Origin of the sequence: Raoultella sp. T31 (genome assembly GCF_002806725.1) — a bacterium.
Classification (GTDB): Bacteria; Pseudomonadota; Gammaproteobacteria; order Enterobacterales; family Enterobacteriaceae; genus Klebsiella; species Klebsiella electrica.
Genome location: NZ_PIBO01000015.1, coordinates 1 through 22,311, shown reverse-complemented (window position 1 = coordinate 22,311; position 22,311 = coordinate 1). Strand labels below are relative to the sequence as shown.

The following is a 22,311-nucleotide window of genomic DNA, read 5'->3' as shown; positions in this document are numbered from 1 at the left end:
GTCTGGCGTACTGGTCAATGCATGCGTCGTAACAACTATTTCAGCTACGTAAAATTAGGTAAAAGGCTGGCCCAGGATGCCAAGGCTCTTTAGAATCAAAGCACTTGCTTTTTATTCTGCTCCGTTAAGGAATTCCCATGCTCAAATCAACTCTGGCGGCGGTGGTTGCCGTTTTCGCCATTTCAGCTTTCTCTCCGGCAATGGCAGCGAAAGGCGATCCTCATGTCCTGCTGACGACGTCTGCGGGCAATATTGAGCTGGAGTTAAATAGCCAGAAAGCACCGATTTCCGTGGATAACTTCCTGAAGTACGTGAATAGCGGCTTCTATAACAACACCACCTTCCATCGCGTGATCCCGGGCTTCATGGTGCAGGGCGGCGGCTTCAACGAACAGATGCAGCAAAAGCAGCCGAACCCACCGATTAAAAACGAAGCCGATAACGGTCTGCGCAACACCCGCGGTACGATCGCGATGGCGCGCACCGCCGACCAGGACAGCGCCACCAGCCAGTTCTTCATCAACATTGCGGATAACGCCTTCCTTGACCACGGGCAGCGTGATTTTGGCTATGCGGTCTTCGGCAAAGTGGTGAAAGGCATGGACGTGGCGGATAAGATTTCTCAGGTTCAGACGCACAATGTCGGACCGTACCAGAATGTACCGTCGAAACCTGTCGTTATCCTCTCAGCGAAAGTGCTGCCATAAGCTTTTCTGTACGCGGGTGACACACCCGCGCCTCGTCGGCCTCTCTGCGTAACCTGAAATTGCTGCTTATACTTGTGGCAAACGGGGGACGATAAGGGAGGAGACCATGCGTTCACTCACCGATAAGCAAAAATCCCAACTCTGGGAACAGACCCGCAATATGAATTTTCAGGCCAGCCTTCGCCTGGAAGGCGCAGCGATCCCGCTGGTAACGCTGACTGCCGGGCAAGCCCTGGCGCGTCTTGCCGAAATCGGGAGGCGCCATGAGCAGTAAATATGGCGACGAGCGCGATCCTTACCTCTATCCTGCGCTCGATGTGATGCGTAACCGCCTCGGCATTCGTCAGGCGCAGCGTCTGGAGCAAACGGTCTGGGAAATCACCTCCCTGCGCGCGGCGACGCTGCCGCTGGGACCGCGCGGCCGCGGACTACCCTACCTCTGTTTTATTCATCATCAGCTCTATCAGGATATCTTCGACTGGGCGGGGCAATTCAGAGACGTCGATATTTATCAGGGCGATACCCCGTTCTGCCATTTTGCGTGGATTGAGAAAGAGGGCAATGCGCTGATGCGGGCGCTGGAGGAAGAGGACTATCTCAGCGGAGTCAATCGCGCGACGTTCGTTACGCGTCTGAGCTGGTACTACGGGGAAATCAACGTCCTGCACCCGTTTCGCATCGGTAGCGGCCTGGTTCAGCGGATTTTCTTTGAGCAGTTGGCGCTTCACGCCGGCTATGTCCTCGACTGGCGGGATATTGACCCCGATAGCTGGAGCCAGGCTAACCAGCTGGGGGCGATGGGCGATCCCGAACCCCTTGAGCGGATCTTTCGCAAAGTGGTAAGCGAAGCGTGAGAATCTGAGTAGAATAGCCCGATTTTATTCTTTCCGGAGCCGCTATGATCCTGCTTATCGACAACTATGATTCTTTCACCTGGAACTTGTACCAGTACTTCTGTGAACTGGGGGCGCAAGTGCAGGTCAGGCGTAATGATGAGTTGACGCTAGAGGAGATAGCGGCGTTGAAGCCGGAGAAAATCGTGATCTCTCCCGGACCCTGCACGCCGAATGAATCAGGCATTTCGCTGGCGGCGATCGCCCATTATGCCGGTCAGATCCCGCTGCTCGGTGTTTGCCTTGGTCATCAGGCTATTGCCCAGGTCTTTGGCGCCACGATCGTGCGAGCGGCGAAAGTGATGCACGGCAAGACTTCCCCCATCCATCATAACGGGCAGGGGGTCTTTCAGGGGCTGAATAATCCGCTGACCGTCACTCGCTACCACTCTCTGCTGATTGATCCCGCAACCCTTCCCGAATGCTTTGAGGTGACGGCTCGCAGCGAAAGCGGTGAGATTATGGCGATTCGTCATCGGGAGTGGGATCTCGAAGGGGTACAGTTCCACCCGGAGAGTATTCTCAGCGAGCAGGGGCATCAGTTGCTGGCAAACTTCCTCAATCGGTGATTTGTAGTTGCCATTGACTGATTTTTTATGCATATTTTGTGATTAGATTATCACAATAATGACCGCATAACGAAGAAGGATGGCATGACATGGCAACTGAGCAACCGGTAATTACCCGCGCCACATTCGATGAAGTTATTCTGCCGATTTATGCACCGGCAGAATTCATCCCGGTCAAAGGTAAAGGTAGCCGCGTATGGGATCAGCAGGGCAAAGAGTACGTTGATTTCGCGGGCGGGATTGCGGTGACGGCGTTAGGTCATTGTCATCCGGCTCTGGTCGCGGCGCTGCATGAGCAGGGCGAAACCTTGTGGCACACCAGCAATGTCTTTACCAACGAGCCGGCGCTGCGTCTGGGTCGCAAGCTGGTGGAGTCCACCTTCGCCGAGCGCGTGGTGTTCATGAACTCCGGCACCGAAGCGAACGAAACGGCGTTTAAGCTGGCGCGCCACTACACCATTACCCGTCACAGCCCGTATAAGACCAAAATCATCGCCTTCCACAATGCCTTCCACGGTCGTTCACTGTTCACGGTATCGGTGGGCGGGCAGGCAAAATATTCTGATGGTTTTGGCCCGAAACCGGCGGACATTATCCATGTGCCGTTTAACGATCTGCATGCGGTTAAAGCGGTAATGGACGATCATACCTGCGCGGTGGTCGTGGAGCCGATTCAGGGAGAAGGCGGCGTGATGGCAGCAACGCCGGAGTTTCTGAAAGGATTACGCGAACTGTGCGATGAGCATCAGGCGCTGCTGGTATTTGATGAAGTTCAGTGTGGGATGGGGCGGACCGGTTCGCTGTTTGCATACATGCACTATGGCGTGACGCCGGATATCCTTACCAGCGCCAAAGCGCTGGGCGGCGGCTTCCCGATCAGCGCCGTATTGACCACCCACGATATTGCCAGCGCATTCCACGCCGGTTCCCACGGTTCGACCTACGGCGGCAACCCGCTGGCCTGCGCCGTGGCCGGGGCAGCATTTGATCTGATCAATACCCCGGAGGTGCTGGAGGGGGTGAGCGCGAAGCGCGCGCTGTTTGTGCAGCATCTCCAGCAAATTGACGCCCAGTTTGACCTGTTCAGCGATATTCGCGGTATGGGGCTGTTGATTGGCGCGGAGCTTAAGCCGCAGCACAAAGGCCGGGCTCGCGATTTTCTTTATGCCGCGGCAGAGGCGGGCGTGATGGTGCTGAATGCCGGGCCGGATGTGATGCGTTTCGTCCCTTCGCTGGTCATTGACGAGAAGGATATTGCCGAAGGCATGGCCCGCTTTGCCCAGGCGGTACAGCAGGTGCTTAGCGCTTAACTGCGCGTAACCAGATGCCGTGATGCGGGCGCTGACGCCATGCCACCGAGGAGATGGTGTGCATGGTGTTCAGATGATCGAGGATCCGCTGCAGATGCTGCTCCATCGTACTTAACGGGCCACGGCTCACTCCCACATCCTGCGACTCCATAATATTCACATCGCCAGCGCTGCCGGGACCGTCGGTATCCAGTCGCTGCTGGCAACGCTGGAGCGCAATCTCACAAGATTCCAGATAGCGTCGGGCCAGCTCCGGCGTCAGCATCGTATGCTCGCGGGCCAGGGTGGTCATGGCGTTGATATGCTCAACAATAAACTGGCTGTGGGTAACCCATAGCTTCATATCGTCAAGATAATGAGTGTTAAACCCGGGTTCCTGCATGGCCTGATTCAGCGAGTTATACAGCGAGTTATGTGCCTGATTGACGCGCATCCGGCGATAGGCCAGCGCCGGGGCCTGATGATCGTCGCTGAGAATCAGCCGGAGCGCTTCCTGATCGGCTTCCAGCGCGTCGTGAGCATTCTTACGCAGTAGCCCGCTTTGCCATTGCGGCCACAGCCAGACCATGCCGCCAAAGGCGATAAGGCAGCCGATAAGCGTATCGATAAGCCTGGCGACAATATACTGCTCGCCGTTGAGCGTCAGAAGCTGCAGGGTATACACCGCCGTCACGGTAAAGCCAACCATCGCCCAGCCGTAATGTTTGCGAATAATCAGGTAGCTCAGCAGCGTGACGAGCAGCATCGCGGAGAGCGTATAGCCCTCCGGGACGTGAAAGTGCAGCGCCAGGCCGGCGATGGCCAGACCGGCAAGCGTACCTGCCGCCCGATGGACAATACGTACCCGCGTCGCGCCATAGCCGTTCTGAGTCACAAAAAGCACTGTCATCAGGATCCAGTAAGGTTTGGGCAGGTTCAGGGCGCTTCCCATCAGGCTCGCGGCCGTTAACATCACGCAGATACGGGCGGCGTTACGTAACGCCGGCGATTTCAACGAGAGATAGTTCTTTAGCGCGGGCAGCAGCGGCAGACGGCGCTCTTTATCGGCCATCAGGTCGCGAGCGTACAGCGGACGCTGGGTGCGCAGCACCCGGGCTATTCGGCTGAAGTGCCAGGCGCAGAATTGCCCTACCGGGTTGTCGGGATGCTGCCAGGCAATTTTCTCCAGTGCGCCGATTTGCTTATCCATATGAAAGCGTTGCGGATAGCGGTGGTAGAGAATGTCATCGGCCACTACCCGCAGGCGGGCGGCAACGGTTTGCGCGTTCCAGCGGATCACCACTTCGGCATGGCTGCGCTCCACCAGTTTTTGTACTTCTTCCGGTTGGTGCAGGCTGACGGAGATATGTTCCTGTAAATCCAGCGCCATCTGAAACACCCGCAGCAGGCGCTTGTGGTCGTTGCGCTGGTTCGCCGCCAGCATATGCATCTGCTGGTAGCATTGGGTGATCAGGTCCACCACCTTCTGCTGGCGCGTGAGCAACGGCGGCAGCGAAGTGCCCGGATCGATGTGCTGGGTCAGCAGGCTGTATTTGGCTTCGCAGTAGTTAGCCAGCTCCCGATAGAGCAGGCTCAGCGATTCACGCAGCGGCTGCTCGCGCCATAGCCAAAACCAGAACCAGCTAAACAGGCCGTACCACAGCGTCCCGAGGGCGTAGATCAGCAGCGGCTCCCAGACGGGCATATTGCCGGCGAGGCTCAGGGTGAAGATAGCGGCAATGAGCGAAGCGGGCAGTAGCCTGGCGTGCAGAGAGCTGATCTCCGCCGTTACGCCGAGCAGCAGCGTCAGGCCGCTGAGAATCAAGGGCAGCGGGATGTCCTGCTGAAGAAGAAGCTGGACGACCAGACTACAGCCGGCAAATAACGAACCGCCAATAATCAGACGCTTAAAAAAGCGTTTGTGCGGGGTATCCAGACCGGCGACGTTACAGCAGGCGGGTACCAGCGAGAACAACAGACCTTGCTGTAAGTGCCCGAGGAGGAGGCCTGTTGCAACCGGCAAGCACAACACCAGCGTTTGCCGCAGTGCATAGTTGACTTCCGGGTGGTAAATCAGCCTGCGCCACATAGGGGAAACAAAAACGGCGTATTGCGGACGCAACACGCCGTTTTTATCGACTTAACGGGTACCGTATACGACGATAGTTTTACCGTGGGCGGAGATCAGATTCTGATCTTCCAGCATCTTCAGGATACGGCCAACGGTTTCACGGGAACAACCCACGATCTGACCGATTTCCTGGCGGGTAATTTTAATTTGCATACCATCAGGGTGGGTCATCGCATCCGGCTGTTTTGCCAGGTTCAGCAGCGTCTGAGCGATGCGCCCGGTGACGTCGAGGAAGGCAAGGTTACCCACTTTTTCTGAGGTCACCTGCAGACGGCGAGCCATCTGCGATGACAAGCGCATCAGGATATCCGGGTTAACCTGAATGAGCTGACGGAATTTTTTGTAGGAGATTTCGGCCACTTCACATGCGGTTTTCGCACGTACCCAGGCGCTACGCTCCTGGCCTTCTTCAAACAAGCCTAATTCACCGATGAAATCGCCCTGGTTGAGGTAAGAGAGGATCATCTCTTTACCTTCTTCATCCTTGATGAGCACAGCCACAGAGCCTTTGACGATGTAGTACAACGTTTCTGCTTTTTCACCCTGGTGGATCAGCGTGCTTTTAGATGGGTACTTATGAATGTGGCAATGAGACAAGAACCATTCGAGGGTAGGGTCTGTTTGCGGTTTGCCAAGCACCATGCGCGGTTATCCTCTGTTATAAGCTATCTCCGGGTGCCGACACTACACGGCATCCGGGCATGCAATCGTATCGTTTCCCTATGCCTGGGAAACGGGCTGGTGACTTTTCTTCAGCCTGTAATGTGAACTCCTCTGCATACATGCAGTACATCAATGTAATACTGTAGCATCCCGACTGTTTTAGCATAGCTTTTGCCGCATGTCTCCTGGTGTCTCGCTTCAGCATGATGCAGGTCGCCTTCCGTTGCGAGAATTGTTATGTACGCGTAATCTGTCCGGAAAATTGCAACCTTGGAGTTAAATTTTATGCAAGCTCGTGTGAAATGGGTGGAAGGGTTAACCTTCATCGGAGAGTCGGCGTCAGGTCACCAGATTCTGATGGACGGCAACTCCGGAGATAAAGCGCCAAGCCCGATGGAGATGGTGCTGATGGCGGCGGGCGGATGCAGCGCTATTGATGTCGTGTCTATTTTGCAGAAAGGTCGCCACAACGTGACTAACTGTGAAGTCAAGCTGACGTCTGAACGTCGGGAAGAGGCGCCGCGCCTGTTTACCCATATCAATCTGCATTTTATCGTCACCGGCAAAGAGCTGAAAGAGGCGGCGGTTTCCCGTGCGGTGGATCTGTCGGCGGAGAAATACTGCTCGGTGGCGCTGATGCTGCAAAAAGCGGTGAACATCACCCACTCGTTTGAGGTGGTGGAGGCGTAATGCCAGATACCCGGTGGCGCGAGCGTACCGGGTTGACACCGTTTTGTCGCGCCGCCCAATTTAAATCGCTTTGCCTTCCATCAAGCGCTCCACCAGCGGCGTCATGATGAGCTCCATCGCCAGCCCCATTTTCCCGCCCGGCACCACCAGCGTATTGATATGTGAGATAAACGAACCCTGCAGCATCGCCAGCAGCCAGGGGAAATCGATATCCCGCAGGTTGCGGAAGTGGATCACCACAAAGCTTTCATCCAATGACGGGATGCCCTTCGCCGCAAACGGGTTGGAGGTATCGACGGTGGGAACGCGCTGGAAGTTGATATGGGTGCGCGAAAACTGCGGTGTAATGAAATTGATATAGTCTTCCATTGAACGGACCACGGAATCCATCACCGCTTCGCGGGAGTGGCCGCGTTCGCTGGTATCGCGGATGAGCTTCTGAATCCATTCCAGGTTAACGATAGGCACCACGCCGACCAGCAGGTCGACATTCTGCGCAACGTTATACTGCGGCGTGACAACCCCGCCGTGCAGCCCTTCATAAAACAGGACATCGGTCGGTTCCGGTAGCGGTTGCCACGGTGTGAATGTGCCCGGCACCTGATTCCACGGCACCGCTTCATCATAGGTGTGCAGATATTTGCGCGACTGGCCACTACCGTTACGCCCGTACTCAAGGAAGGTGTTTTCCAGCAGGCCAAAGTCGTTGGCTTCCGGGCCGAAATAGCTGATGTGTTTGCCCTGATCGCGCGCTTTGCGGATCGCCATGTCCATTTCCGGGCGGGTATAACGATGGAAGCTGTCGCCTTCCACCTCAGCGGCACGCAGGTTTAGCTGGGCAAAAATTTTACGAAAGGCGAGGCTGGTGGTCGTGGTTCCCGCGCCGCTGGAGCCCGTGACGGCAATCACCGGATGTTTGGCAGACATAACAACTCCCAGATTAAAACGATGTGTGGTGCCGCCTTAGCCGTGAAACTGCTTGCGGGGCATGATGTTGACCGTCTCGTGCAGTTCTGACCACACCAGTACGGCTTCTCCGCTTTTCAATTGTTGCTTGACGTCGGCGACTTTATCCGCCAGCGAGCGTTCATGTTCACCATAATCGGTGCCTTCCCGCAACACAAAGCTTTCGATCAGGTTATCCAGCGTTTCGGGATCCAGATCGTGCCAGGGAATAATCATTTTTGTGCTCCCAACCAACGGGTTAACCAGTCCGGGATACGCCTTTCCAGCCACATTTCCGGTTTGCGCAGCGTGCCGCCAACGAATCCGACGTGTCCGCCATTTTCTGTCAGCTGATACTCGACGTTTGCCGGGAGCTGTTCTTGTGGCGGAATGGAGTGGTGGTCCATAAACGGATCGTCTTTCGCGTGAATGATCAGCGTCGGTTTCGTAATGTCGCTGAGCCGCGGCATGGCGCTGCACTGGCGATAGTAGTCCAGCGCATCGGCAAAACCGTGAATCCTGGCGGTGATCATATCGTCAAACTCGCGGATGCGGCGCATGCCTTTAAGCTGGCGCAGATCGACCGGGAGCGAACCGGGATAGGCTTTCAGCTTACGCGCGGCGTTGGCCTTTAACAGATTGAGCAGATAACGTTGATAGACCCGGGAAAAGCCCTTGTCCATATGATAGCTGCAGGCTTCGAGCATGAACGGGGCTGAGACGATAACCGCGGCATCCAGCGGGACATTATCGCCTTCTTTGGCCAGCAGGCAGCCCAGCATATTGCCGCCCAGCGAATAGCCGACGGCGGCGGTCGGCGCCGTGCCCCATTCGCGTTGTAGCCAGTGCAGGAACCAGCTGCCATCTTCGGTTTCACCCGAGTGATAGATGCGGTTATTGCGGTTGGGTTCGCCGCTACAGCCGCGAAAATGCATCACCACGCCCAGCCAGCCGCGCTGCATGGCCGCATGGATAAGGCCATGAGCATAGGGGCTGTGCAGGCTGCCTTCCAGCCCGTGGAACACGACCAGTCGCGGTTTGTGTTGCGCCCCGGCGGGGTCCTCGCTCCACGCCAGATCGACAAAATCACCGTCCGGGAGTTCAAGGCGCTGCCAGTGCGGCGTGAATCCCAGCTTACGGCGAATCAGGCGCGGCAGCATGGTCTGCAGATGACGATTGCCCACGCCGCGCATAGGGTGGAACTCGCGCGAGTCGTCTTCGGGGGGCGTCATTTCTGTGGGGGTGATTTCTACCATAGCACCAGAGCAGTTAATCATCTTATAAAATAGTATACCGCGCATGAAGTGCGCAGGTTATCCAATATGTGGTCTTGCGGCCTGTGCTATAGGTTACACGAAATTACCGCCGGATGATGAGTGCTTGCGGGATAAGGAGGGCCCGCAGCCCGGGAAGGCGATAAGGGGACACAGCCACCGCCCGGCGCGAATGGCTGTGAGACTGGCTCAAAACATGCTGTTGCCGCTGGCGGTTTTTTCCGGAACCGTCTGAATAACATCCCAGTGTTCAACGATCTTGTTCTGCGCATCGAGGCGGAAAATATCGATAATCGCCCGGGTGACGCCCGGCTCGCGGCCGGTGGACGCAACGTGCAGAACGACATAGTCGCCGTCGACAATCACGCGTTTAATCTCGCTGTGAGAGTCGGGGAATTTGTCTTTCAGAAAGGCGATGAATTGACGAAAGCCTTCGGGCCCATCCTTCGCGCCAGGATTATGCTGGATATACTCCTTTCCGAGGTAGATTTTTGCGGCATCAAAGTCTTTATCGTTCAGCGCCTTATTATAAAAAGCGATGACGTTTTCTTTGTTCTTTAATTCGCTCGCGGTGTAGGCGGCAAAGGCGGAGTGGGTCAGGGCGCAAAGCAGTGAGAGGGAGATGAGCGTGTTTTTTACCATGGCAATGCCTCTTCGCAGATGAGTGTTGCGGTTTTTAGCCGGGGGCAGATAACGGCGCATTCCCATAACGCGGCGCCGCTGCGTTTATGCCCCCTGCTTTAGCATAACCGGCTTTAGCCTTCCTGCAGCATCTGCTCCAGCTGCTCTTGTGCTTCAAGCCAGGCCATTTCACACTCTTCCAGACCTGATTTGGCACTGGCCTGTTGCTGCAGACAGGTGGTCAGCTCCGCTTTGCGCGAGGCGTCATACAGCCCGCTGTCGCCGAGCTTCTCTTCCGCCTGAGCGAGCTGCGCGTTGAGCTTATCCATCTCTTTCTCAAGACGGGTAATCTCTTTGCGCAGCGGCTGCGTGAGCGTCCGTAACTCCGCTTCCCGGCGTTTCTGGTCTTTGCGGGCCTGGGCGCTGTTACCGCTCTCTTTCGCCACGTCAGACGACGAGCTTTCCTGCTTCTGCGAGTCGCTGAGCCACTGCTGATAATCTTCCAGGTCGCCATCGAACGGTTCGACTTTGCCGTCATGCACCAGATAGAGATCGTCGGTGGTAGAGCGGATCAGGTGGCGATCGTGCGAGACCACCACCAGCGCGCCTTCGAAATCAATCAGCGCTTCGGTTAAGGCCTGACGCATATCGAGATCGAGGTGGTTGGTCGGTTCATCGAGCAGCAGAAGGTTAGGGCGCTGCCAGACGATTAACGCCAGCACCAGACGGGCTTTTTCGCCACCGGAGAAACGCTGCGTCTCTTCGTTGACCTTATCGCTCTGGAAACCAAACCCGCCGAGATAGTCGCGCAGCTTCTGCTCTGTCTCCTGAGGCGCCAGGCGAGCCAGGTGCTGCAATGGCGATTCGTCAGCGCGCAGGAACTCCAGCTGATGCTGAGCGAAGTAGCCGAGCTTAATGCCTTTAGCGAGGCCAATATCGCCGTGCAGCGGCTGGAGTTCGCCGGCCAGCAGCTTGATAAGCGTCGACTTGCCGGCGCCGTTACGCCCTAACAGGCCAATGCGCGAACCGGGCACCAGGTTTAGCTTGATAGAGTCCAGAATCACCCGTTCGCCATAGCCAGCGCTGACTTTTTCCATTTTCAGCAGCGGGTTTGGCAGGCTCTCCGGCGCGCGGAAACTAAAGTGGAACGGGTTATCGACGTGAGCCGGGGCGATAAGCTCCATGCGTTCCAGCATTTTAATACGGCTTTGCGCCTGCTTGGCTTTGGTGGCCTTGGCGCGAAAGCGGTCGATATAACTTTGCAGATGCGCGACGCGCAGCTGCTGGCTTTCATACATCGACTGCTGCTGTGACAGGCGGGTTGCGCGCTGTACTTCAAATGAGCTGTAGTTGCCGGTGTATTCGAACATTGTTTGCTGTTCGATATGGATAATTTTATCGACGATCGGATCGAGGAAGTCACGATCGTGAGAGATCAGAACCAGCGTGCCGGTGTAGCCTTTCAGCCATTTCTCCAGCCAGATGACCGCATCGAGATCGAGGTGGTTGGTCGGTTCATCGAGCAGCAGCAGATCGGAACGGCAAATCAGCGCCTGGGCGAGGTTCAGACGCATCCGCCAACCGCCGGAAAAGTCGCTGACCGGGCTTTCAAGCTGTTCATTGCTGAATCCCAGCCCGTGCAGCAGGCTGGCGGCGCGCGAACGGATGGTCCAGGCATCGATGGCGTCCAGTTTACCGTGCACCGTCGCGATAGCGTGGCCGTCATTGCGCTCATTGGCCTGGTGTAAATCGGCTTCGAACTGGCGATATTCGCGATCGCCATCAATAACATAATCAATGGCTGGCTGCGCCAGCGCAGGGGTCTCCTGATTAACCCACGCCAGCTGCCAGTTACCCGGAAAGGTCATACTGCCGCCGTCGGCGCTAATCTCGTTTTTCAAAAGCGCTAGCAGCGTGGATTTACCGCAGCCGTTTTTGCCCACCAGGCCGACCTTCTGGCCAGGATTGATGGTAGCGGTGGCGTTGTCCAGAAGGACCCGTACGCCGCGACGAATTTGTAACGAGGAGAAAACAATCATAAGGCGCCGTATGTTCTGACTATGTTAGTTTGTCATTATGATAATGTAATGTGGTAGCAAATTGCTCCACCGGGCCGCAATGGTAGCCCAAAACGAAGATGATACACAAAGTCATTCTGGTTGCGTCGGGACGCAGCCGTTGTACAGGCCACCAGAAGACGTTCGGGAGGGGAATGATGTCTCAGACAGCGAAGGTTTTGCTGCTGTATGCCCACCCAGAATCTCAGGATTCCGTGGCCAACCGGGTTTTACTTGAACCGGCTTTACAGTTGCCTAATGTCACCGTGCACGATCTCTATGCACACTACCCAGATTTTTTTATCGATATTGCCCATGAGCAGGATCTGTTGCGCCAGCATGAGGTGATTGTTTTCCAGCATCCGCTCTACACGTGGAGCTGCCCGGCATTGCTGAAGGAGTGGCTGGACAGGGTGCTGACCCGCGGCTTTGCCAGCGGCGCCGGAGGGAACCAGCTGGCGGGAAAGTACTGGCGTAGCGTGATCACCACCGGTGAGCCCGAGAGCGCCTACCGACGTGATGCCAATCGCTATCCCATGAACGATATCCTGCGTCCATTTGAACTGACTGCCGGCATGTGCCGGATGCACTGGATGAGCCCGATTATTGTCTACTGGGCTCGCCGGCAATCGCCTGATGACCTGAAAAATCATGCGCGCGCGTATCGCGACTGGCTGGCGAACCCTATCGCGGCAGGAGGCATAAATGGAGGGCGCTGATCTGCTGTTAGCGGGGGTATTATTTCTGTTTTCTGCCGTAGTGGCGGTACCGCTGGCCGCCAGGCTGGGCATCGGCGCGGTATTAGGCTATCTGCTTGCCGGAATTGCCATTGGCCCGTGGGGGCTGGGATTTATTAGCGATGTCGATGAGATTTTGCACTTCTCCGAACTGGGCGTCGTGTTCCTGATGTTCATCATCGGGCTGGAGCTGAATCCGGCGAAGCTCTGGCGCCTGCGCAGTTCCATTTTTGGCGTCGGGGCGGCGCAAGTCATGCTCAGCGCGGGTATTCTCGGCGGATTACTGATGGTGACCGGCTTTTCCTGGCAGGCGGCGGTGGTCGGCGGTATTGGGCTGGCGATGTCGTCCACGGCAATGGCGCTGCAGCTGATGCGTGAGAAAGGAATGAGTCGCAGCGAGTCCGGGCAACTGGGTTTTTCCGTGCTGCTGTTTCAGGATCTGGCCGTGATCCCTGCGCTGGCACTGGTACCGCTGCTGGCTGGCTCCGGGGATGGCCATCTTAACTGGGTGACCGTCGGGCTGAAGGTTCTGGCCTTCGGTGGGATGCTGATTGGCGGCCGTTTTCTGCTACGACCTGTTTTTCGATTTATCGCTGGCTCCGGGGTGCGGGAAGTCTTCACCGCCGCAACGCTGCTGCTGGTGCTGGGCTCGGCGTTGTTTATGGACGCGCTCGGTCTGTCTATGGCGCTCGGTACCTTCATTGCTGGTGTGCTGCTGGCTGAAAGCGAGTATCGCCATGAGCTGGAGATCGCCATTGAGCCGTTTAAAGGGCTCTTGCTCGGGCTGTTCTTTATTTCCGTCGGCATGGCATTGAATCTGGGCGTGCTCTACACCCACTTACTGTGGGTAGCGGCAAGCGTTGCCGTGCTGGTGGCGGTAAAAAGCTTCGTGCTGTACGGTCTGGCTCGGGTATACGGGGTGCGTAGCTCGGAGCGGATGCAGTTTGCGGGTGTGCTGAGCCAGGGGGGCGAGTTTGCGTTTGTGCTGTTTTCACTTCCGGCCTCGCTGCGGCTGTTCGAAGACGATCAGATGGCGCTGCTGCTGGTGACGGTCACGCTATCGATGATGACGACGCCGTTGCTGATGACGCTTATCGATCAAATTCTCTCCCGACGCTTTAACCAGCCGGAAGAGGAAGATGAAGCGCCGTGGGTTGAGGACGATAAACCGCAGGTGATTATTGTCGGCTTTGGCCGCTTCGGACAGGTTATTGGCCGTTTGCTGATGGCCAATAAGATGCGGATCACCGTGCTGGAGCGCGATATCAGCGCGGTTAACCTGATGCGGAAATATGGCTATAAGGTCTATTTTGGCGATGCGACGCAGCTGGAACTACTGCGCTCGGCGGGGGCGGAGGATGCGCAGTCGATTGTTATCACCTGCAACGAGCCGGAAGATACCATGAAGCTGGTGGAGATGTGCCAGCAACACTTTCCGCATCTGAATATCCTGGCGCGCGCCCGGGGTCGTGTTGAGGCGCATGAATTGCTGCAGGCTGGCGTGAAACAATTTTCGCGTGAAACGTTTTCCAGCGCGCTGGAACTTGGGCGCAAAGCGTTGATTACCCTGGGCATGCATCCGCATCAGGCGCAGCGTGCTCAGCTGCACTTCCGTCGTCTGGATATGCGTATGCTGCGTGAGTTAATGCCCGTGAATACTGATACGCTGCAGATATCACGCGTGCGGGAGGCTCGCCGCGAGCTGGAAGAGATTTTCCAGCGCGAGATGCAGAAAGAGAGCAGGCAGCTTGACGGTTGGGATGAGTTTGAATAAGGGTCAAATCATGATGGCAGTGCGTAAACGTTTTATTGCCGGCGCAAAATGTCCGGCGTGTCAGGCGCAGGATTCTCTGGCAATGTGGCGTGAGAATAATGTCGATATTGTTGAGTGTGTTAAGTGTGGCCACCAGATGCGTGAGGCGGATAAAGAGGCGCAGGAGCACGTACGCAAAGATGAGCAAGTGATTGGCATTTTTCATCCGGACTAGCGTTATCCGTCGCCTTTTTTTAAGCTAGAGGGTACACGGCTGCAGAATTCCGCTACAATCTGCGCCACTATTCTTCCCATGCTCAGGAGATATCATGAAAGTAGCAAAAGACCTGGTGGTCAGCCTGGCCTATCAGGTACGTACAGAAGACGGTGTGTTGGTTGATGAGTCTCCGGTAAGCGCGCCGCTGGACTACCTGCATGGTCACGGCTCCCTGATTTCCGGCCTGGAAAATGCGCTGGATGGCCATGAAGTGGGCGACAAATTTGACGTAGAAGTCGGCGCGAACGATGCGTACGGCCAGTACGACGAAAATCTGGTTCAGCGTGTTCCTAAAGACGTCTTCATGGGCGTTGATGAACTGCAGGTTGGCATGCGCTTCCTGGCGGAAACCGACCAGGGTCCAGTGCCGGTTGAAATCACCGAAGTGGATGACGAGCACGTCGTGGTTGACGGTAACCACATGCTGGCTGGCCAGAATCTGAAGTTCAACGTTGAGGTTGTTGCGCTTCGCGAAGCGACTGCAGAAGAGCTGGAGCATGGTCACGTGCACGGTGCCCACGGCCACGAGCATGACCACGATCATGAAGGTTGCTGCGGCGGCCACGGCCATGATCACGACCACGGTCATGAACATGGCAAAGGCGGTTGTGGTAACGGCGGCTGCGGCTGTCACTAATACCCGTCTGTCTTTCAAGCCCCAGGCGCATTGGCCTGGCTTTCAAACCCCGGTGACATCGTTCTCTATGCTGCCGGGAGTTCTCAAGCCTGCCGCCGTTCTGCGACTCGAAATTCTTAGGGTATTTAATCCGGTAGACATAGCGCTGCCGGAGACAATCAAGCGGGGAAACCCGCTTTTTTTACGCCTCAATAATGTGGCGGGGGCGTTTCTTCTGCCTGTGATGCGATATGCGATGCCTGGGTGGCTTTCAGTTTTTCAACCATCAGGCGCATATGTTCACGCATCTTCGCCATTTCTATCTCATGGGCGGTGACGGTCTTATTGAGGTCTTCAATGGTGATTTCCTGAAACGCCAGCCGGCTTTCCAGCTCCGCCAGGCGAGTCTCCAGTGTACTGTCGTGCATGAGTAACCTCTTCTGTCTTATCTCGCGAGCGGATTCTACTCAACTTTCACCCTTCGCGCAGCAACCTCGCGTAAGACAGGAAACTTATTTATACAAAAATAGTCTGAAAACTGGCGATATTCAGGAAGGTCCGTATGTAGATTTGCTCTGCAACGTTTTATAGTACCTTTTTTGCTTTTTACGATAACCCTGGGGTGAGATGCCCCGGCCCTGGAGAAATGGATGAAATCACTGTTTAAAGTAACGCTGCTGGCGACCACGATGGCTGTCGCCCTGAATGCACCGCTGACCTTTGCGGCTGATGCTGCCGCGAAGACGGCACCTGCAACGGATAGCAAAGCGGCATTTAAAAATGACGATCAAAAATCTGCTTATGCGCTGGGTGCTTCACTGGGACGTTACATGGAAAACTCCCTGAAAGAACAAGAGAAACTGGGTATCAAGCTGGATAAAGATCAGCTGATCGCCGGTGTTCAGGACGCTTTTGCGAATAAAAGCAAACTGTCCGATCAAGAAATCGAGCAGACCCTGCAAACCTTCGAAACCCGCGTAAAAACTGCTGCTCAGCAGAAAATGGAAAAAGACGCGACTGAAAACGATGCGAAAGGCAAAGCCTATCGCGACACCTTCGCAAAAGAGAAGGGCGTAAAAACCTCTAAATCTGGCCTGCTGTACAAAGTTGAGAAAGAAGGGACCGGCGACGCACCGAAAGACAGTGACACGGTTGTCGTGAACTACAAAGGTACGCTGATTGACGGTAAAGAGTTCGATAACTCTTACACTCGCGGCGAGCCGCTCTCCTTCCGTCTGGACGGCGTTATCCCGGGCTGGACTGAAGGTCTGAAAAACATCAAGAAAGGCGGCAAAATCAAGCTGGTTATCCCGCCGGATCTGGCTTACGGCAAAACTGGCGTCCCGGGTATTCCGGCTAACTCCACGCTGGTCTTCGACGTAGAACTGCTGGATATCAAACCGGCGCCGAAAGCCGATGCCAAGCCTGAAGCGGCGGCTGATGCCAAAGCTGACGCGCAAAGCGCAGACGCGAAGAAGTAATCTGGTTTACGCCGCCGCCGTTAAAGGCGGCGGCTTTTTTATTTGGGGCAGATATAATTAAAACTGGAAAGTGCCTCAAGCGCTGTATTACTTTAGTTAGCTTAATAATGATGATGAGCCTGCCCTGACAAGCTACACCTCATCCTTCAAGCTGCCTCTGCATTGGCTGCATCCGCTTATTCCGGTTACGCACTGGAGTCAGCCCTGAGACGGGATAAGAGACAGGTTTGCCTCTTGCCGCGCCAGCTTACGGCTGGTCAAATTCGTTGTGACGAATGTCTCGGACGTGCACCGTGGCGCACCTTGAACGGTTTTGTGTAAAAAATGACAGGCTCCTGAAAAGGAGTGCTTTTTTTCATGTCCAGGTCGCTTTTAACCAACGAAACCAGTGAGCTTGACCTGCTGGATCAACGTCCTTTCGACCAGACCGACTTCGATATCCTCAAATCCTATGAAGCGGTTGTGGACGGGTTAGCGATGCTCATTGGTTCCCATTGCGAGATAGTGCTGCATTCTTTACAGGATCTGAAATGCTCCGCCATCCGCATCGCCAACGGTGAACATACCGGGCGCCAAATCGGCTCGCCGATTACCGATCTTGCGCTGCGCATGCTGCATGATATGACGGGGGCCGACAGCAGCGTATCCAAGTGCTACTTTACGCGGGCCAAAAGCGGTGTCCTGATGAAGTCCGTCACGATTGCCATTCGCAACCGTGAACACCGGGTCATCGGCCTGCTGTGCATCAACATGAACCTGGATGTGCCGTTCTCACAGATAATGAGCACCTTTATTCCGCCGGAAACGCCGGAAGTGAACTCTCAGGTTAACTTTGCCTCGTCCGTTGATGATTTGGTCGCTCAGACTCTTGAGTTCACTATCGAAGAAGTCAATGCCGACCGCAATGTTTCCAACAATGCTAAAAATCGCCAGATTGTCCTGAATCTCTACGAGAAAGGGATCTTTGATATCAAAGATGCCATCAACCAGGTGGCCGATCGGCTGAATATTTCCAAACATACGGTCTATCTCTATATTCGTCAGTTTAAGAGCGGCGATTTCCAGGGGCTGGATAAGTAATGCGTTTTGCCATTACGGTGACGGGGCCTGCCTACGGTACGCAGCAGGCCAGCAGCGCCTGGCAGTTTGCCCAGGCCGTGTTGCAAGAGGGTCATGAGCTGGCCTGTGTCTTCTTCTATCGTGAAGGCGTCTACAACGCAAACCAGCTGACTGCGCCCGCCAGCGATGAATTTGACCTTGTCCGCGCATGGCAGCGGCTACATGACGATCATGCCGTCGCGCTGCACATCTGCGTGGCGGCAGCCCTGCGTCGCGGTGTCACCGATGAACAAGAAGCTCAGCAGGCGGGGTTGCCTGGTCATAATCTGCAGCCTGGATTCACGCTGAGCGGATTGGGTGCGCTGGCCGAAGCCTCATTAACCTGCGATCGGATGGTGCAGTTCTGATGAAACGCGTTGCCTTTGTTTTTTCTTCTGCCCCGCATGGTTCTGCTGCGGGTAGGGAAGGCCTGGATGCGCTGCTGGCGACTTCAGCGCTGAGCGATGAGATCGGCGTGTTCTTTGTCGGCGACGGCGTCTTTCAGCTGCTGCCCGGGCAACAGCCGTCGGCGGTGCTTGCCCGCGATTACATCGCGACCTTTAAACTCTTACCGCTGTACGATATTGACGCGTGCTGGATATGCGCAGCGTCCGCCCGCGAACGCGGCCTGAATGCCGGGACGTCGTGGGTCGTAGACGCCGGGTGGCTTGAGCCCGAAGCGCTGCGCGCCCGGCTTGATGATTTCAACGTGATTTTGCGTTTCTGAGGACTGAATGCTCCACACACTCAGCACGTCCCCGTGGCATACCGATCTCCATACGATGCTGCGCCTGGTAAAGGATGGCGACGATCTCCTGCTGCTTTCCGATGGCGTGATTGCGGCCATCGTCGGCGGGCCCTTCCTTGAAATCCTGCAGTCTGCCCCCATAACCATTCATGCTCTGCAAGACGATATCGATGCCCGCGGGCTGGCTGGTCAAATTGCGGACAGTGTCGTCAGGGTTGGCTATACTGATTTCGTCAGAATGTCGGTCAAACATCCTGGACAGTTGTCCTGGTAATGGCGGGATCGTTGTATATTTCTTGACACCTTTTCGGCACCGCCCTAAAATTCTGCGTCCTCATATTATATGAGGCGATTTATTACGTGTTTACGAAGCAAAAGCTAAAACCAGGAGCTATTTAATGGCAACAATTAACCAGCTGGTACGCAAACCACGCGCACGCAAAGTTGCAAAGAGCAACGTGCCTGCACTGGAAGCCTGCCCGCAGAAACGTGGCGTATGTACTCGCGTATATACCACCACTCCTAAGAAACCGAACTCCGCACTGCGTAAAGTTTGCCGTGTTCGTCTGACTAACGGTTTCGAAGTCACCTCCTACATCGGCGGTGAAGGTCACAACCTGCAGGAACACTCCGTGATCCTGATCCGTGGCGGTCGTGTTAAAGACCTTCCGGGTGTTCGTTACCACACCGTTCGTGGTGCGCTTGACTGCTCCGGCGTTAAAGACCGTAAGCAAGCTCGCTCCAAGTATGGCGTGAAGCGTCCTAAGGCTTAATGGTTCTCCGTTAAGTAAGGCCAAACGTTTTATATTAATGTCAAACTAAACTCTTTGAGTTTTGGACAATCCTGAATTAACAACGGAGTATTTCCATGCCACGTCGTCGCGTCATTGGTCAGCGTAAAATCCTTCCAGATCCTAAGTTCGGATCAGAACTGCTGGCAAAATTTGTAAATATCCTGATGGTAGATGGTAAAAAATCTACTGCAGAAGCTATCGTATACAGCGCGCTGGAGACCCTGGCTCAGCGCTCTGGTAAAAATGAACTGGAAGCTTTCGAAGTCGCTCTGGACAACGTTCGTCCGACCGTCGAAGTTAAGTCCCGCCGCGTAGGTGGTTCTACTTATCAGGTTCCAGTTGAAGTCCGTCCGGTTCGTCGTAATGCCCTGGCAATGCGTTGGATCGTAGAAGCTGCTCGTAAACGTGGTGATAAATCCATGGCTCTGCGTCTGGCGAACGAACTTTCTGATGCTGCAGACAACAAAGGTACTGCAGTTAAGAAACGTGAAGACGTTCACCGTATGGCAGAAGCCAACAAGGCGTTCGCTCACTACCGTTGGTAATCCCTTCGGAGTCATAGTCACCAGGCGGGCGCTTCAGGTAAGTCGCCCGTGCTGGATAACTTAACTGAACGCCTAAAGAAATAAACGAGGAATCAAATGGCTCGTACAACACCCATCGCACGCTACCGTAACATCGGTATCAGTGCGCACATCGACGCCGGTAAAACTACTACTACCGAACGTATTCTGTTCTACACCGGTGTAAACCACAAAATCGGTGAAGTTCATGACGGCGCAGCCACCATGGACTGGATGGAGCAGGAGCAGGAGCGTGGTATCACTATCACCTCCGCAGCGACTACTGCATTCTGGTCTGGTATGGCTAAGCAGTATGAACCGCATCGCGTTAACATCATCGACACCCCGGGGCACGTTGACTTCACTATCGAAGTAGAACGTTCCATGCGTGTGCTTGATGGTGCAGTAATGGTTTACTGCGCAGTTGGTGGTGTTCAGCCGCAGTCTGAAACCGTATGGCGTCAGGCAAACAAATATAAAGTTCCGCGCATTGCGTTCGTTAACAAAATGGACCGCATGGGTGCGAACTTCCTGAAAGTTGTTGGTCAGATCAAAACCCGTCTGGGCGCGAACCCGGTTCCGCTGCAGCTGGCAATTGGTGCTGAAGAAGGTTTCACCGGTGTTGTTGACCTGGTGAAAATGAAAGCCATCAACTGGAACGAAGAAGACGCAGGCGTCACCTTCACCTATGAAGATATCCCGGCTGACATGCAGGACCTGGCTGACGAATGGCACCAGAACCTGATCGAGTCCGCTGCAGAAGCTTCAGAAGAGCTGATGGAGAAATACCTGGGTGGTGAAGAACTGACTGAAGAAGAGATCAAAAAAGCTCTGCGTCAGCGTGTTCTGAACAACGAAATCATCCTGGTAACCTGTGGTTCTGCATTTAAGAACAAAGGTGTTCAGGCGATGCTGGATGCGGTAGTTGACTACCTGCCATCCCCGGTTGATGTACCTGCGATCAACGGTATTCTGGACGACGGTAAAGATACTCCGGCTGAGCGTCACGCTAGCGATGACGAGCCGTTTGCTGCTCTGGCATTTAAAATCGCTACCGACCCGTTCGTGGGTAACCTGACCTTCTTCCGCGTTTACTCCGGTGTGGTTAACTCTGGTGATACCATCCTGAACTCCGTGAAATCTGCACGTGAGCGTTTCGGTCGTATCGTACAGATGCACGCTAACAAACGTGAAGAGATCAAAGAAGTTCGCGCGGGCGACATCGCTGCTGCTATCGGTCTGAAAGACGTGACTACTGGTGACACCCTGTGTAACCCGGATCACCCGATCATTCTGGAGCGTATGGAATTCCCTGAGCCGGTAATCTCCATCGCTGTTGAACCGAAAACCAAAGCTGACCAGGAAAAAATGGGTCTGGCTCTGGGTCGTCTGGCGAAAGAAGACCCGTCATTCCGCGTATGGACTGACGAAGAATCTAACCAGACCATTATCGCCGGTATGGGTGAGCTGCACCTCGACATCATCGTTGACCGTATGAAGCGTGAATTCAACGTTGAAGCGAACGTCGGTAAACCTCAGGTTGCTTACCGCGAAGCGATTCGTGCGAAAGTTACCGATATCGAAGGTAAACATGCCAAGCAGTCTGGTGGTCGCGGTCAGTATGGTCATGTTGTTATCGACATGTACCCGCTGGAGCCGGGCTCAAATCCGAAAGGATACGAGTTCATCAACGACATCAAAGGTGGTGTAATTCCTGGCGAATACATCCCGGCCGTTGATAAAGGCATCCAGGAACAGCTGAAAGCTGGTCCGCTGGCAGGTTACCCGGTAGTTGATCTCGGTGTGCGTCTGCACTTCGGTTCTTACCATGACGTTGACTCCTCTGAACTGGCGTTTAAACTGGCCGCTTCTATTGCCTTCAAAGATGGCTTTAAGAAAGCGAAACCAGTTCTGCTTGAGCCGATCATGAAGGTTGAAGTAGAAACTCCGGAAGAGAACACTGGTGACGTCATCGGTGACCTTAGCCGTCGTCGTGGTATGCTGCGTGGTCAAGAATCCAACGTTACTGGCGTTGTGATTCACGCTGAAGTTCCGCTGTCTGAAATGTTCGGATATGCAACTCAGCTGCGTTCCCTGACTAAAGGCCGTGCTTCTTACTCCATGGAGTTCCTGAAGTATGATGACGCGCCGAACAACGTTGCTCAGGCCGTAATTGAAGCCCGTGGTAAATAAGCCGTAGGGTTAAAACCAAAATCCCGTGCTCTCTCCTGAAGGGGAGAGCGCTATAGTAAGGAATATAGCCGTGTCTAAAGAAAAATTTGAACGTACAAAACCGCACGTCAACGTCGGTACTATCGGCCACGTTGACCATGGTAAAACTACTCTGACCGCTGCAATCACTACCGTTCTGGCTAAAACCTACGGTGGTTCTGCTCGCGCATTCG

Annotated in this window: 27 protein-coding genes; 19 read left to right on the top strand and 8 right to left on the bottom strand. The window is 55.0% G+C overall.

From position 1 onward, the window contains the following. Window positions 1–137 precede the first annotated feature (137 nt). The 5 genes from ppiA to argD all read left to right on the top strand — a co-directional run bounded on the left by ppiA (window position 138) and on the right by argD (window position 3,479). On the top strand, window positions 138–707 hold the full coding sequence (ppiA, locus tag CWM52_RS12540; RefSeq protein WP_004868429.1) for a peptidylprolyl isomerase A: 570 nt from the start codon (window positions 138–140) through the stop codon (window positions 705–707). Between the two features lie 106 nt (window positions 708–813). After that, a complete protein-coding gene (locus CWM52_RS12535; protein ID WP_100684416.1) occupies window positions 814–981 on the top strand; it encodes a YhfG family protein in 168 nt (55 codons plus the stop codon). Next, window positions 971–1,561 (top strand): putative adenosine monophosphate-protein transferase Fic, encoded by a 591-nt coding sequence (locus CWM52_RS12530; RefSeq protein ID WP_100684415.1) that lies wholly within the window; start codon window positions 971–973, stop codon window positions 1,559–1,561. Before CWM52_RS12535 ends, CWM52_RS12530 begins: the two co-directional genes overlap by 11 nt. 44 nt (window positions 1,562–1,605) lie before the next feature. Beyond that, window positions 1,606–2,169, top strand: coding sequence for an aminodeoxychorismate synthase component 2 (gene pabA, locus CWM52_RS12525; protein WP_100684414.1), 564 nt, complete (start codon window positions 1,606–1,608; stop codon window positions 2,167–2,169). An 89-nt stretch (window positions 2,170–2,258) separates the two neighbouring features. Next, window positions 2,259–3,479 carry a bifunctional acetylornithine/succinyldiaminopimelate transaminase gene (gene argD, locus CWM52_RS12520; protein WP_100684413.1) on the top strand — a complete coding sequence of 407 codons (1,221 nt, stop codon included), beginning with the start codon at window positions 2,259–2,261 and terminating at the stop codon, window positions 3,477–3,479. Here the strand turns inward: argD and CWM52_RS12515 are convergent. Both CWM52_RS12515 and crp read right to left on the bottom strand, forming a co-directional pair. After that, a complete protein-coding gene (locus CWM52_RS12515; protein WP_100684412.1) occupies window positions 3,469–5,547 on the bottom strand; it encodes a YccS/YhfK family putative transporter in 2,079 nt (692 codons plus the stop codon). The two genes, argD and CWM52_RS12515, sit on opposite strands and share 11 nt — an antisense overlap. 51 nt (window positions 5,548–5,598) lie before the next feature. Then, window positions 5,599–6,231, bottom strand: coding sequence for a cAMP-activated global transcriptional regulator CRP (crp, locus tag CWM52_RS12510; protein WP_000242758.1), 633 nt, complete (start codon window positions 6,229–6,231; stop codon window positions 5,599–5,601). A 306-nt stretch (window positions 6,232–6,537) separates the two neighbouring features. Between crp and CWM52_RS12500 the strand changes: the two genes are divergently transcribed. Continuing rightward, window positions 6,538–6,942, top strand: a complete 405-nt coding sequence (locus CWM52_RS12500; RefSeq protein WP_100684410.1) for an OsmC family protein — start codon at window positions 6,538–6,540, stop codon at window positions 6,940–6,942. A gap of 60 nt (window positions 6,943–7,002) precedes the next feature. Here the strand turns inward: CWM52_RS12500 and CWM52_RS12495 are convergent, their stop codons facing one another. The 5 genes from CWM52_RS12495 to CWM52_RS12475 all read right to left on the bottom strand — a co-directional run bounded on the left by CWM52_RS12495 (window position 7,003) and on the right by CWM52_RS12475 (window position 11,821). Further along, the gene (locus tag CWM52_RS12495; RefSeq protein WP_100684409.1) at window positions 7,003–7,869 is read right to left on the bottom strand and encodes a phosphoribulokinase; all 867 of its coding nucleotides are present in this window, start codon (window positions 7,867–7,869) and stop codon (window positions 7,003–7,005) included. A gap of 36 nt (window positions 7,870–7,905) precedes the next feature. Continuing rightward, window positions 7,906–8,124, bottom strand: a complete 219-nt coding sequence (locus tag CWM52_RS12490; protein WP_004868412.1) for a YheU family protein — start codon at window positions 8,122–8,124, stop codon at window positions 7,906–7,908. Next, window positions 8,121–9,143, bottom strand: a complete 1,023-nt coding sequence (locus CWM52_RS12485) for a hydrolase (protein ID WP_100684483.1) — start codon at window positions 9,141–9,143, stop codon at window positions 8,121–8,123. The genes CWM52_RS12490 and CWM52_RS12485 overlap by 4 nt, the downstream gene beginning before the upstream one ends. A 207-nt stretch (window positions 9,144–9,350) precedes the next feature. Then, the gene (locus CWM52_RS12480; RefSeq protein ID WP_100684482.1) at window positions 9,351–9,803 is read right to left on the bottom strand and encodes an ester cyclase; all 453 of its coding nucleotides are present in this window, start codon (window positions 9,801–9,803) and stop codon (window positions 9,351–9,353) included. A gap of 113 nt (window positions 9,804–9,916) precedes the next feature. Next, entirely contained in the window at window positions 9,917–11,821 is a 1,905-nt protein-coding gene (locus CWM52_RS12475; protein WP_100684408.1) for an ABC transporter ATP-binding protein, read from the bottom strand. 173 nt (window positions 11,822–11,994) lie between these two features. Here CWM52_RS12475 and kefG point away from each other — a divergent pair, with 173 nt between their 5' ends. The 4 genes from kefG (at window position 11,995) to slyD (ending at window position 15,243) form a co-directional block, all read left to right on the top strand. Then, window positions 11,995–12,558, top strand: a complete 564-nt coding sequence (kefG, locus tag CWM52_RS12465; RefSeq protein WP_100684407.1) for a glutathione-regulated potassium-efflux system ancillary protein KefG — start codon at window positions 11,995–11,997, stop codon at window positions 12,556–12,558. Further along, the gene (gene kefB / locus CWM52_RS12460) at window positions 12,545–14,350 is read left to right on the top strand and encodes a glutathione-regulated potassium-efflux system protein KefB (RefSeq protein ID WP_100684406.1); all 1,806 of its coding nucleotides are present in this window, start codon (window positions 12,545–12,547) and stop codon (window positions 14,348–14,350) included. Before kefG ends, kefB begins: the two co-directional genes overlap by 14 nt. 13 nt (window positions 14,351–14,363) lie before the next feature. After that, window positions 14,364–14,564 (top strand): YheV family putative zinc ribbon protein, encoded by a 201-nt coding sequence (locus CWM52_RS12455; RefSeq protein WP_015585624.1) that lies wholly within the window; start codon window positions 14,364–14,366, stop codon window positions 14,562–14,564. A 94-nt stretch (window positions 14,565–14,658) separates the two neighbouring features. Next, window positions 14,659–15,243: a peptidylprolyl isomerase gene (gene slyD, locus CWM52_RS12450; RefSeq protein WP_100684405.1), complete on the top strand. Its 585-nt coding sequence runs from the start codon at window positions 14,659–14,661 to the stop codon at window positions 15,241–15,243. 188 nt (window positions 15,244–15,431) lie between these two features. Here slyD and CWM52_RS12445 read toward each other — a convergent pair whose 3' ends face one another. Beyond that, window positions 15,432–15,650 (bottom strand): protein SlyX, encoded by a 219-nt coding sequence (locus CWM52_RS12445; protein ID WP_100684404.1) that lies wholly within the window; start codon window positions 15,648–15,650, stop codon window positions 15,432–15,434. A 222-nt stretch (window positions 15,651–15,872) separates the two neighbouring features. Between CWM52_RS12445 and fkpA the strand changes: the two genes are divergently transcribed. The 9 genes from fkpA to CWM52_RS12400 form a co-directional block, all read left to right on the top strand. After that, the gene (gene fkpA / locus CWM52_RS12440; RefSeq protein WP_100684403.1) at window positions 15,873–16,703 is read left to right on the top strand and encodes an FKBP-type peptidyl-prolyl cis-trans isomerase; all 831 of its coding nucleotides are present in this window, start codon (window positions 15,873–15,875) and stop codon (window positions 16,701–16,703) included. A 357-nt stretch (window positions 16,704–17,060) separates the two neighbouring features. Continuing rightward, on the top strand, window positions 17,061–17,783 hold the full coding sequence (locus CWM52_RS12435; protein WP_004868391.1) for a helix-turn-helix transcriptional regulator: 723 nt from the start codon (window positions 17,061–17,063) through the stop codon (window positions 17,781–17,783). After that, window positions 17,783–18,169: a sulfurtransferase complex subunit TusD gene (gene tusD, locus CWM52_RS12430; RefSeq protein ID WP_100684402.1), complete on the top strand. Its 387-nt coding sequence runs from the start codon at window positions 17,783–17,785 to the stop codon at window positions 18,167–18,169. The genes CWM52_RS12435 and tusD overlap by 1 nt, the downstream gene beginning before the upstream one ends. Beyond that, window positions 18,169–18,528: a sulfurtransferase complex subunit TusC gene (tusC, locus tag CWM52_RS12425; protein ID WP_100684401.1), complete on the top strand. Its 360-nt coding sequence runs from the start codon at window positions 18,169–18,171 to the stop codon at window positions 18,526–18,528. Before tusD ends, tusC begins: the two co-directional genes overlap by 1 nt. 7 nt (window positions 18,529–18,535) lie before the next feature. After that, complete coding sequence (gene tusB / locus CWM52_RS12420; protein ID WP_100684400.1) at window positions 18,536–18,823, top strand: sulfurtransferase complex subunit TusB; 288 nt, start codon at window positions 18,536–18,538, stop codon at window positions 18,821–18,823. A gap of 124 nt (window positions 18,824–18,947) precedes the next feature. Next, a complete protein-coding gene (rpsL, locus tag CWM52_RS12415; protein ID WP_002920115.1) occupies window positions 18,948–19,322 on the top strand; it encodes a 30S ribosomal protein S12 in 375 nt (124 codons plus the stop codon). Between the two features lie 95 nt (window positions 19,323–19,417). Next, window positions 19,418–19,888 (top strand): 30S ribosomal protein S7, encoded by a 471-nt coding sequence (rpsG, locus tag CWM52_RS12410; protein WP_004106370.1) that lies wholly within the window; start codon window positions 19,418–19,420, stop codon window positions 19,886–19,888. A gap of 96 nt (window positions 19,889–19,984) precedes the next feature. Continuing rightward, complete coding sequence (gene fusA / locus CWM52_RS12405) at window positions 19,985–22,099, top strand: elongation factor G (RefSeq protein ID WP_100684399.1); 2,115 nt, start codon at window positions 19,985–19,987, stop codon at window positions 22,097–22,099. 70 nt (window positions 22,100–22,169) lie between these two features. Further along, on the top strand, window positions 22,170–22,311 hold a 142-nt coding region (locus CWM52_RS12400; protein WP_074437493.1), incomplete at its 3' end, for a GTP-binding protein.